The organism is Undibacterium sp. Dicai25W (genome assembly GCF_049340505.1).
Classification (GTDB): domain Bacteria; phylum Pseudomonadota; class Gammaproteobacteria; order Burkholderiales; family Burkholderiaceae_D; genus Undibacterium; species Undibacterium jejuense.
The window spans coordinates 174,985-187,141 of record NZ_JBMPOQ010000007.1 but is presented as its reverse complement, the minus strand read 5'-3'; the positions used below and the strand labels follow the sequence as shown (position 1 = coordinate 187,141).

10 protein-coding genes are annotated in these 12,157 nt (G+C 39.1%); 6 read left to right on the top strand and 4 right to left on the bottom strand.

Translation table 11 applies throughout. From position 1 onward, the window contains the following. The 4 genes from ACO0KY_RS10720 to ACO0KY_RS10705 all read left to right on the top strand — a co-directional run. Positions 1-2,864 (top strand): ATP-dependent DNA helicase (locus tag ACO0KY_RS10720; protein ID WP_423045906.1); only part of this gene is annotated, 2,864 nt, incomplete at its 5' end. Between the two features lie 144 nt (positions 2,865-3,008). Beyond that, on the top strand, positions 3,009-3,818 hold the full coding sequence (locus tag ACO0KY_RS10715; protein WP_423045904.1) for a hypothetical protein: 810 nt from the start codon (positions 3,009-3,011) through the stop codon (positions 3,816-3,818). Positions 3,819-3,833: 15 nt separating this feature from the next. Further along, the gene (locus tag ACO0KY_RS10710; RefSeq protein WP_423045902.1) at positions 3,834-4,046 is read left to right on the top strand and encodes a hypothetical protein; all 213 of its coding nucleotides are present in this window, start codon (positions 3,834-3,836) and stop codon (positions 4,044-4,046) included. Positions 4,047-4,191: 145 nt separating this feature from the next. Further along, on the top strand, positions 4,192-4,596 hold the full coding sequence (locus ACO0KY_RS10705; RefSeq protein WP_423045900.1) for a hypothetical protein: 405 nt from the start codon (positions 4,192-4,194) through the stop codon (positions 4,594-4,596). Between the two features lie 59 nt (positions 4,597-4,655). On the opposite strand, the gene ACO0KY_RS10700 is transcribed toward ACO0KY_RS10705, so the two are convergent. Beyond that, positions 4,656-4,937, bottom strand: a complete 282-nt coding sequence (locus ACO0KY_RS10700; RefSeq protein WP_423045898.1) for a hypothetical protein — start codon at positions 4,935-4,937, stop codon at positions 4,656-4,658. Positions 4,938-4,996: 59 nt separating this feature from the next. Next, complete coding sequence (locus tag ACO0KY_RS10695) at positions 4,997-6,154, bottom strand: site-specific integrase (RefSeq protein WP_423045896.1); 1,158 nt, start codon at positions 6,152-6,154, stop codon at positions 4,997-4,999. 850 nt (positions 6,155-7,004) lie between these two features. Between ACO0KY_RS10695 and ACO0KY_RS10690 the strand changes: the two genes are divergently transcribed. Next, positions 7,005-8,837 carry a S53 family peptidase gene (locus tag ACO0KY_RS10690; protein WP_423045894.1) on the top strand — a complete coding sequence of 611 codons (1,833 nt, stop codon included), beginning with the start codon at positions 7,005-7,007 and terminating at the stop codon, positions 8,835-8,837. Between the two features lie 134 nt (positions 8,838-8,971). Here the strand turns inward: ACO0KY_RS10690 and ACO0KY_RS10685 are convergent, their stop codons facing one another. After that, on the bottom strand, positions 8,972-10,150 hold the full coding sequence (locus ACO0KY_RS10685; protein ID WP_423045892.1) for a GGDEF domain-containing protein: 1,179 nt from the start codon (positions 10,148-10,150) through the stop codon (positions 8,972-8,974). Between the two features lie 432 nt (positions 10,151-10,582). Here ACO0KY_RS10685 and ACO0KY_RS10680 point away from each other — a divergent pair, with 432 nt between their 5' ends. Beyond that, positions 10,583-11,185, top strand: coding sequence for a GNAT family N-acetyltransferase (locus tag ACO0KY_RS10680; protein WP_423045890.1), 603 nt, complete (start codon positions 10,583-10,585; stop codon positions 11,183-11,185). An 87-nt stretch (positions 11,186-11,272) separates the two neighbouring features. Here ACO0KY_RS10680 and gluQRS read toward each other — a convergent pair whose 3' ends face one another. Continuing rightward, entirely contained in the window at positions 11,273-12,157 is an 885-nt protein-coding gene (gluQRS, locus tag ACO0KY_RS10675; RefSeq protein WP_423045888.1) for a tRNA glutamyl-Q(34) synthetase GluQRS, read from the bottom strand.

Below are 12,157 nucleotides of genomic sequence, written 5' to 3'. Positions count from 1 at the left end.
ACCGTGTTGCTTTTGACCAAGAGTCTTTGGACAAAATAAAAAGAAATAGCACAACACCAGAGAAAATTGAGCAGGTTGTAAAGCAACAAATTAAAGATGAAAGAAACCGTTTTGATAAGGTATTAGTTGGTATTGAGCAGTCAAAGAAAGACGGAGAAATTGACAACAATAAGTATTATAAAAAACTTTCCAATGCTCATCAAGAACACAGCAATAAAGAAAAGTTCATAAACTCATCCAAGAATAAATCTAGCATTCAAGCAAAAATCAAGAATAAAAAATCTGATGAGTCATTGGATAACAAAACACAGAGACTTGATGACTATGTTGCTAGTTTGGGATTGAAAGAAAAGAATGACACAAAAGATATTGGCATAGTTCATCCAACAAATGCTCTTGACCATACACACGACAATTCAATTATCAACAAGCTTACAGGGACAAAAGCAACATTTACAGAAAATGAATTAATAACAGAGTATGTCAACCACTATGGCACAGCAGGAAAAGAAAGAGCCAGCAACATTTTAGGACTTGCCAAAAGCAAATTGAATGGCATTGAAAATGACATGATTGCTATTACTAAAATGGATGACAAAGGCAGAGAAAAAACTGAGTTCACATCAAAGGCTTTGATTTCAAAAGAATACGAAAACCTTGCAGTCATGAGAAAGCAAATGTCTCAGGACTCTAAAGTTCACATTGATAGTAAAAAGCTTTCTAAGTCAATTTCAGCACTTGAAAAAAAACTTGATGATGACAATAGAAAAAAAGAACTCTCCAAGGGAAAGCAAGAAAAGGACATACCAAAAACAACTTTTGCCGATGGTCAAAAAGAGTTCATTAATTCAGTTTTCAATGAAAAAAATGCAACTATTGCCATAGGTGTTCCAGGTGCAGGAAAGTCCTTTGCAATCAATGGAGCATCCTTGATCGCCCATGAGCAGGGTTTCAAAACCTTTGGTATTGCACCAACCAACAAAGTTGCTGGCGATTTAGGGCAGACAGCCATTGGTAAAGAAAATGCTTTTACAGTTCAGTCTTTCAATGCAAAAGTAGCCAACGGAAAAATCAAATTAGATGATAAGTCCATTGTTTTTATGGATGAGGCATCTATGGTTGATACCCGAACCTTTAATGACTTAATGAAAAATATTGAGTCAACCAATGCAAAATTAGTTGTCGTTGGAGATACCAACCAAATTTCAGCAGTTGGAACAGGTCAAACTCTTTCTGAGTTTATGAAAGATAAAGACATTATCAAACATAAAGAAAACATTGTTGTTCTTGATGAAATTACCCGCCAGAAAGACGAGGTTTCCATGATGATTGCACAAAGCACATCATTAGCAAAAGAATACAAAAATGGAAATGTTGACGAATTAAAATCAAGTGGCAACCACATTAAAAATGCTTTTGACATTATGGAAAACAATGATCGTGTCAACAAATTTGAGACAACAAAAGATAAATATGATGGTTTAGTTAATGACTACATGCAAGATAAAAATGCTTGCAAAGATAAACTTGTTCTAGCCAGCACAAACGAGTCAGTCAGCAATTTAAACGGTTCTATTCAAGATGCAAGATTGAAAAATGGAGACTTATCCAAAGAGTCTATTTCCAATGGAGATAAAGATTTTCATGTTGGAGACAGAATTGTTTTAAAAGAAAACAACAAGACTGGAAACACCTATTCAAAAGACGACGAAAAGGCATTGTTCAAGGAGTTTGCCAACACAAAGGAACAAAAACAGGCTTTCAAAGATTTAAAGGAAAAAAAGACAAACGAAAGTGATTTCAAAGAAAAACAAAAGGAGTCATTTACTTTATTTAAACAAGATAAAGTTGAACAACAAGAGAAAAAACATTGGAACGATTTTTTAAAATCAGATGAACAAAAGCAAGCGACTAAGGAATTTAAGTCAGGCAATGTCAATGAAAAAACTCATAAGGAGAACCAACAAGTTGACTTTGCCAAATATAAGTTAGATCACGACATGCCATTAGCAAATGGTTATAGTAATGGTGATGTTGGAACGGTCAAAGAGTTAAGAAATGGAAAAGCACTGGTAGCTTTTGACAATGGCAATGTCTCTGAAATTCAGGTTCAAGGCAATGAAAAGGTAGACCTTGGCTATGCACTTACATTGCACAAGTCCCAAGGACAAACCGTAAACAATTCCTATGTGTTCATGGAGAACTCCAGCATCAACAATCAGAACTTAGCCAATGTCGCATTTACCAGAAACAGAGATGATTTACAGGTCTATTCCACCAATGCTGAATTTGACTCAGTTAAAGAAACCTATGCGAGACAAGACGGTAAACAGCTATTGACTGATATTGGCAAGGAACACGGTTTAGAGCCACAGAAACCAGCACAGGAGCAGTCTAAGACAGTTGACCAGGAACAGTCCAAAGCTATTTCTCAGAGTCCTAAACAGCCTGAGATGGAGCAGTCCCAAAAAGTGGAACCTGAAAAGAAACAGGGATTTTTTGATAGTGCCAAGAGCAAATTGCAAGGCATGGCTGACAAGTTCAAAAAACAGCCAGAGCAAGAACAAGCCCAGTCCAAAAAGATTGAACCTGAAAGCAAAAAAGACGGTTTATCTAGTGTTAAGGATGCTATGGAAAACAACACCAAGATTGCACAGAAACCAGAGCAGTCTAACGAGATGCCAGATGCTATCAAGGCACAGAAAGCACTTGAACAGCAAAAGTCTCAGTCTCAATCCATTCAGCAGGAGCAAGCAAAGAGCTTAAACAATGAGATTGCACAGAGAAAAGCAACCACTCAAGATCAGTCTCAAACTCAGACAAAAGCCAATACAAGAAAAAAAGGACAAGGTCTTAGTTTATAAATTTAGTAAACAAAATAGAGAAAGCCACTTTTTAGTGGCTTTTCTTTTCTCTATATCAATTGCATATTTTTCAAAAAAGATATTGACAATAATATTTTATTTGTTAATTTATTAGTATGCATATATTACTTATAAGGAAACAATATGAATACAAACCAACCACCAACCATTACCACAAGAATACAAAACATTCTTGATAGTGAAAACATTGCAGACAAAGATAAATCAGAAAGCATCATAAAACTTATGACAGTATTTTCTACTGATTTCACAGAATTACATTTTTCAGACAAGAACGGATTTGATGAATTTATTGGAAAAAATCTTGGTCCAGAAATGAGAGCCGTTGTTAGAAAGATTACTAACAACTCCAGTCTTATTCACGACGACCAGCTTTTTCAAGTTATTTCCATTCTTTCAACCATGCATACATCAGCAATAGCCAATTTGATTATTTCTTATGACCTGTTTAAACAGATGATTAAACAAAGAGAAAATGCAATTTTAGAAATGAAAAATCATTTTGATGGAATGCTAAAAACATTTACAAACGATATTGGCTCAAAGCTAGATACTGGAATAGAAACCATGAAATCCAATCTTAATACTTTTGACTTAAGAGTTAGAGAAAAACAAATTGAACATGCGAACAGCTTAAACGGAATTCTCACCAGTGCAAAAACAAATACTATGGTTGAGTTATCAAAAGCAATGTCAGACTTAAAAAGTAAACTTTCTGATATGAACGAGTCATCAAAAGAGATAGTCAAGGATTTCAAACAGCAAAAGCTTGTTATGGAACAAGAGACACTTGACAAGTTGAGCGATGAAATCAGCACTCTATTCATGCAACACACAAAGCAATTTTTCAAGAACTTGAAATTTTGGATGATTATTGGTGCAACTTGCATTTCATCATTAGCAACAGTTTTCGTTTCACACTACATAAGATAAAAAAGGAGAATACACATGGAAACCATTAGTCAAACACTTAAAGATTTAGAGCTTTCAGAAACACAAAATCAAAGCATTAACAAGGTATCTTGCAAGTCATGTAGCAATGCTATGTGGCAAAATACAGACAAAGGCATTATCGGATTTTGTCGTATAACATTTAGAGACTCTTTCTCAGAGCAAACAGGAGCAAGAATATATAATTGTGACGGGAAAGCAAATACTTAATAATTTCACTTGATCTATTTATATATTTATGATACATTAATGACACTGCATAAAAACAGTGTTTTTAATTGACTAAATATATCATACATTGATAAATCACATACTCAAAAAGGAGTAAACAACATACTTAATAAAAGGAAACCAAATGAAATCATATACAAAAGACAGTAGATACTCCGACCTATTCCAAGCAACTTTGCAATCTGGAAAAGGCTTAAATGTAGCAATGAACAATTGCCACATTATAAAACAACTCATAAAAGACGACTCTGAAACTTTGTCTATGTGGGTAAAGTTTGAAAAATTACTAAAAGACTCTAAGTTGAGACTTACATTGTTCGCCGTTGGTTTTGATAAGAAAATCAACAAATATCACATAGCCTATGAAATGGAGTCCAAGGTTCACAGCAACCAGCCAATAAGAATTGATAGGAAATTTGAGTTCAATATACCTTTTGCTTTTGCTCCAAGTGCTTTCCCTGAATGGTTGAGAGCCACACTAGACGACATGCCAGCTACACTTATTGCCCAAGTTGCTAGTGGTGGATAAGATAGCAAGTAGATGAAAAAAAGCCCTGAAAAGGGCTTTTGTCGTTTCTGGAGTCTGCTTTAGAACCGTATGAACCAAAAGACACGGACTGAGCCAAGCATAGTAAAGAGATTTTGCCAGTTAGGTTTGAACTTGCTGGACCGTTTCAATTTCTTTGCCAGTATCCAGAGAACAAAACCAAGAGTAAGAGAGCCGGCGACCATCTCCCACCGTTGCACCAAGTCAGGAGCATGAACAGTGTTGATTGTTTCTATTGTTAAGCCAACACCAGCCACAAGAATGATAACGGCATAAAGATAAAACCAAATTGATACAAACCACTTTAACCATTCTTTAAACATAATGCTTTCCTATTAATGCAATAACATAATTTTACCGCACTATTTTTATAGTAAACACACTATTTGCTATTTACCCACAACTTAACACCTATATCATTGTGTCTTAAAGTTGCATATCTCTTTAAAGTGCCTAATTCAATATGTCCTGAAATCTCAGAAATTTCAATGTCAGTTAAAGATGTATTCACAAAATACCAAGACACAGCACAATGTCTTAAATCATGTATCTTGAAATTATCAACCTTTGCATTGTTGCAAATAACTCGGAAACGACTACCGAGAACACCACTGGTTGTCCAATAGTCTCCAAAAGCAAACACTTGACCATCCTTTTTTAATTTCATAACTCTATCTTTTATGAAATGATAGAACTCAGGTCTTAACGGAACTTTTCTATCTTTGGCATTTTTCTTATCTGCTATTTTTTGGTTTTCTTTTGGAACAAAAATGTATGAGTGATGAGGGTCAGTTTCATTTATATGGATATGCTCCCATTTCATTAAAAGAGTCTCGCCTGATCTCATACAAGAATAGTATTGCCAAAGAATTAGGCACTTTAATATCTCTTGATTTACATACATTTTGTCGCATGCATCAAGCAATTTTTCAAGTTCACCAGTCTCTAAAATTCTATCCCTTGGTATCCAAGCTTTTGGTGGCTTGTTATCATCAAAAGGTTTTCTATTGAATGTATATTCATAGTGTTTTGAATGCCATTCCAATGCAGTCTTAATTTCATAGTATATTTTTCTTATAGTGCTTTCACTGTAAGTCTTTCTAACTAACAAGCCAGTTTCCGAGTCAAGAACCATATTTCCTTTATACAATGGATGGTCTTTCTTTTTTCTTGCTTGATCAGGGACTTTTTCCTCTAACTTGGTTTTTAGATAGACAGAGAAAGATGCAGTCTTGAAATTAGACAAAGGAACTTTGCCAATTTCTCTTTTTATTTTTTCAAGTCCATATCTTTTGCCATCAGACACGGTGTTTAACTTTAAGTATTCAGTAAAGATTGATCCAAGTGTGAGTTTCTGGATTTTTCCAATGTCTACACTTTCGCCTTTATCTATCTTTGACTTGATTTCTCTAATGAATTTTTCTGCATCCTTTTCACTCTTGAATGTCTTTGAACGATAGACACCAGACTCTCGGATGCGAACTTGATAGGACACTTTGCCATTGACTCCAACCCTTGGAGTGATAAGTTTGTTTGCCATAACCCTTGCAGTCCTTTCTAGTCGCTAATTATAATTTGGAACAAATTTGGAACATTTGACCAATGTTAGCGTACAGGACATAGCTAAGTGGTTGTTGTACAATGACTTTTTTTACTTGTTGGTGTTCCCTCCTAAGCGTAAGATGTGGGTTCGATTCCCGCCGGCGGGACCAGTGACATTACTACAATCACTGACGCCTTGTTAATTTCTTTGATCTTCTCCAAGTCTCATTCAAGCTTCCTCCTCTCCTTTGGTTTGCTAATTCATCTGCTGATCGTCGTACGATTCGAAGGATTGGTATCGCTGATAGATTAAACGATTTTAATTCAGTCGTTTTCACCTTCTTCTTTCGTTGAAATTGAATTTCACAATTACAGATATGGGCACATCAGCGTTTTGGTGCCTGGCAATTTTTTGCCGAAAGAAAAGTAGTTCAATGTAGAAATTTTTATCTCGCAAAAACAACAGTTAAACGTTAAATCAATATTTTTATTTTTTAATAGATTTTTTTTACGTAACTGTTGATAGTGTTTTTGAGTAAGCAATTTAAATTTGAAATGTGGCGATGTCGATGCTCGTATTTAGTTTAATTTATCAGCTGTCATAGTGGGCAATAGTGCAGAAATTCTTACCTCTCAGAAATATTTTCTTGTTGTCGCTTATGTGCAAAATTTGCATATAGAAATATGTTCTTTAAACTCATATCTATTTTTAGAATTTATAAAATATATGAGGTTTTTTGAGTCTTGTTTTTCATTGATTTAATTTTTCTTGCGATCTAAGATCGTTTGCGCAATTCAAAAAATTGCTGAGAAAGTTGAATAAGAAAATCAACCAAAAGGAGACTCACTTGAAATTCCGTTATAAGTCCATCTTGTTATCTTCGGTCGTAAGTGCATTGATTCCTCTCACTGGCATTGCTGCCAATATCCCGCAAGACATGGGAGCCACCGCTCCCGCCCAGACGCAAACAGTATCGATTGTGATGAAACTGCACAATGTGCCGCATTTGGAAAAATTCATTGCTGGTACGGTGAATCCAAATAGTTGGAATTATCAGAACTTTTTATCGGTTGAAGAGTTTGTTGAGCGCTACGCACCGAGCGAAAGAGATATAAAGAAAGTCGTGCGAGAGTTAAATAAGCTTGGCATTACAGTCGATGAAGTTTATCGAAATCATATGGTCATCCGGGCGACTGGAACAACGGCTCAATTGAATCAATTTTTCAGCACAGAATTACACCATTACCAGGAATCAAATCAACGCTATATCAAGCCTAACCGCAACATCACTGTGCCTGATAGCGTATCGGATGTGGTACTTACCGTTACCGGTATGAATACCAAGAAATTCGCGTCCCCACATTCACGCATACTTTCCGATGCTTTGCCAGGCAAAGCCAGTGGTGATCTGGTAAAGTCAACGTCGTTGAACGCTGCCAGCACCGGCAATCCTTTGGGGAAACTGACCGTTGCAGATGTCGCCAATTTGTATAACATCAACCCGCTGTATGCGAAAAAAATCAATGGTCGCGGTCAAACCATCGGTATTGCAACCTTAGCGACCTTTAATCCTGCCGATGCTTATGCATACTGGAAATCAGTCGGTTTGAATGTATCGCAAAACCGTATTAAACAACGTCATCTGGACGGTGGTGCCGGAACTGATGGCGCTGATGAAACCACGCTGGATGTGGAACAATCTGGTGGCTTGGCGCCCGGAGCAGAAATTATTGTGTACGACGCACCAAATACTGATTCCGGTTTTATGGATGTGTTCTTCAAGGCTGCTGCGGACAACCGTGTAGACACATTGTCTGTCAGTTGGGGATCACCTGAAATAGCTCAGACACCTGCAGTGATGGAAGGGCAGCATCAGGCGTTTCTGGAATTAGCTGCGCAAGGTGTCAGCGTATTTGCTTCTGCTGGTGATGCTGGCGCATATGATATCAATAATAACCAGAGTAGCTATGCGTATCCGGCCTGTACCAAGACTCTCACCGTTGACTCGCCTGCCAGTGATCCGTATGTCGTTGCTGCTGGTGGCACGACATTGCCTAGTGTACAGGTTCACAAATATGGTTCGATTACTGTTCCAGCAGAGCGTCCGTGGGGTTGGGACTATCTGCAAAATTACTTTGTGACGTATTATGGTCAAGCCTATTACGATACCAACCTGTTCCCTGTCGGGAATGGCGGTGGTGTCAGTGTGAATTTTCCGGTTCCATATTACCAAGCGAATACTTCGGGAGTAAAAACGAGCGTAGCGGGTCAATCATTGATTTGCCAGACAAGTAGCGGTCCCCAGGACTTGATTGATTTACCGGCAGGCTACGCCGGCCGGAATTTGCCGGACGTATCACTGAATGCTGATCCGCAAACTGGCTATAGTGTGTATTTTGGCGGGGCGTGGATTTACGGATACGGTGGTACGAGCTTCGTTGCTCCTCAGTTGAATGGGATTGCTGCGTTGATTTCGCAGGTCAACGGCGGTCGTCTCGGTCATTTGAACCCGCAACTCTACGCACGTCTGAATCAATATGGCTATGGTAGTAATTCGCCATTCAATGCGATTACGACTGGCGACAATTTATATTGGCAGGCCGCACCAAACTACAATCCAGGTTCTGGTATTGGTACTTTGAATGTGCATAACCTGGCTAAGAGTTTCCGTCGTTGGTGATAGACATGTTCGTTTAATGACAAAACGCCCTGAGTATGTTTCAGGGCGTTTTTTTAAAGGCCTTATCCAGAAATGATGAGTTGATTAATCTGACAAGACGAGAAATCCATAATACATATTTTTCTGATGTCCGATCAAGGACGAGCTGACGATGACGCGATTTCAATTCTGTTGCGACCAGTTTCTTTTGCGCGATACATGGCTTTATCGGCTCGCTTCAGTAAACTATCGAAGCTCTCGTTGACGTCATTTTGTGTCGCTACGCCGATGCTACATGTATATTCAGGCAGCCCATTATTTTTGTCGTTACTCAAGGCCTGCTGAATGCGTTGTGCAACACTATTCGCGTCTTCAATTGGTGTTGCCGGTAAGATTAAAATAAACTCCTCACCGCCTGATCTGGCGAGGTAGTCAATCTCTCTGCATAACTCACGTACTATGCCTGAGAAATGCACCAACACTTTGTCTCCTACGTCGTGTCCGAATTGATCATTGATTTGTTTAAAAAGATCAAGATCAATCATCAGCATAGAGATTGTTTGCTCTGAGCGTTTTGCTTTAGCAATTTCCAGGTTTGTATGGGTAGATAGTGCGCGACGATTGAGCAATCCTGTAAGTGGGTCGGTATTCGAAAGTTCTTGCAGTCGTATTCGCAACTCATGTGTCGCCATCAGAAAAAACGCCATCGGTCCCAACATATCCAATAATGCCATGCCGACAATATATACAGTCTGGATAGGACTGTGGGAGAAGTACGCGTTATTCCCTTCTTGGGGAAGTGCGATAAGTGTGTAAAAAGCGGCACAGAAGCGTATTGCTAAGAGCAGGCAAACTGCACTCAATGAGGCAATGAAGAATAGTGTCGGGAAATCACGTGAGCCGTATTTCCATGCATAAAAAATCGAGAGCGAAATGTATAAACCAGAAGCTGAAGTAAATAGGAGAGTACGTACCGTAATCGATGAGTATCCATACGTGAACACCAGCATTAACAATTGAACTGCAACAAAAAATACCAACCAGATTTTGTGAATTGAAGATAGTTTATAGAACCGACGCGTCCCTTCCATGAAGAGTAGACTGCTAGCGTAAAAGAACAAGTTCCCTAAAATAATAGAAACCAGATCAGGGGCAATGCCGCGTAGCCCGACGAGCAAACTCCCCGTGCTAATCGCTAAGCTTCCCGCCGCCCATTCGCGTAATCCACCAATATAAGATGGGTAATTGCGGCTTGCCGAATACAAAATGACACTCATCAACAAACAAACGAGTGTGAACATGAGTACAACGGTGCGCAAATCAAAATTGGGCATCTGGCGCCAACTCCATCAAGTTAAATTTGCACGAAATATAACTTAGTTTGATTTCGTTGTGGTTACATTGAAGGATAAATAGGTGCTTTACCTGATCAATCTCATGTCTTAGAAGCAGCGTGGATGTTGCAAAAATAGGTTTATGTCTCTTGATGATTGATTTTGCGCTAATTTTTTCTACAACATGTGAGCACATACAAACATTTGAGGCGAAAAGTAAACATTAACGAGTATTGCTTGTAGAAAAATTCCTGATTTACTGTTGAAACGATCAAGGCGAATAACATCTAAAATTAATAATTGTTATTTGTATAATTTTATAATTTTATGAAATCGTAGACTTGTTCATACTTTTGCAGGTCAATATTTTAGAAATTTATTGAAGTTCACTGAAATTATTATTGGTATCATCGGTCTCCTTTGCCGATTGTCATGTCGTTTAACAAAGAACTTACCTTGTCCGCTACGATGAATCTTGATTTTACTCAAATCCAGTTGAACACTCCACGCCTGCGATTGCGCCCTTTGCGCGCATCCGATGTTGAAGACATGTTTGACGTTTATTCGGATCCTAAAGTGATGCAATACGGCAGCACACCTCCCTGGACATCATTGGAAGACGCGCATACGTCCTTGTCACGTACCGATGTTGGTATGAAAGAGGGGCAATTTTTACGTTTAGCTTTAACCATTGGCGACAGCGATCACTTCATCGGTGATTGCTGCTTGTTTAAATTTGATCAGCAATGCCGTCATGCTGAAGTTGGCTATAGCATGGGTGCTGCATATTGGGGGCAAGGCTATATGCATGAGGCACTCATTGCGTTATTGAATTATGGTTTTCAAACACTGAATTTGAATCGCATTGAAGCTGATATCGATCCACATAATCTCGCCTCTGCAAGATGCCTGGAAAAATTGGGATTTGTTAAAGAAGGCTATTTGCGCGAGCGCTGGATCGTTGATGGCGTCATGTCGGACTCTGCCTTATATGGCTTATTGCGTCGCGAGTGGGCGCATGGCTCAGAGGGCTAAAAATTAAAAATTAAAAATTAAAAAATGAATTTTGGATGATGACCTTATCTATCAGTAGTGCATAAAAACTTGGCGGTGACACTGTTTTTATAATTTCATTTTAATAGTCCATGAGGCTAATGCGAGCTTCCAAAATGCGTCGATGCTTGATACGGAATCACCGATTGCTAATTCCAAAAAAGAGGCAGCAGGTAGTAAGGCATCTTTCAGCAAGTCATTATCCCCACGATCAAATGCCATTGCACCGGTTTGCTTGGAAAGTTTTTCACCTGCTTCGTTATTGACGACAGGTACGTGCAGGTAACTGATGGCGGGTAAATATAATACTTGTTGCAGATAGATTTGCCGTGCAGTGGAGTCAAGCAAGTCAGCACCGCGCACAATATGGGTGATTCCTTGTGCTGCATCGTCAACGACGACCGCGAGTTGATAGGCCCAAAAGCCATCGGCGCGTTTCAATACAAAATCACCGACTTCTGTTGTGATGTCTTGGGTTTGCTGTCCGTAATAGCGATCATCAAAGGTGATATTGCAGTGTGGCTGCGGCAGACGTAGGCGCCAGGCGCGCGGCGTTTTTCCGGCCGCCAAGCCAGCCCGACAAGTGCCCGGATAAATCTGGCTTGCGACTTCCCCCATGCGTAAGCGTGAATCGGCAATTTCTTTGCGTGAACAAGCACAGGGATAAACGTGTTGATCCAGCGTTTGCATTGCATCTTGATACAGGTGTTGACGTTGGCTTTGCCAGGTGACATCGCCATCCCAATGCATGCCACAGCGGTGTAGTGAGTTAAGAATGTGTTGATCTATACCTTTGACGTTGCGATCGAAATCCAGATCTTCAATACGCACCAACCATTGTCCATGATTCGCTTTGGCGTCGAGGTAGCTTGCCATGGCGGCGACTAACGACCCCATGTGTAAGGGGCCGGTAGGAGAGGGGGCGAAACGTCCTATGTAATTGCTTTGTTGCAT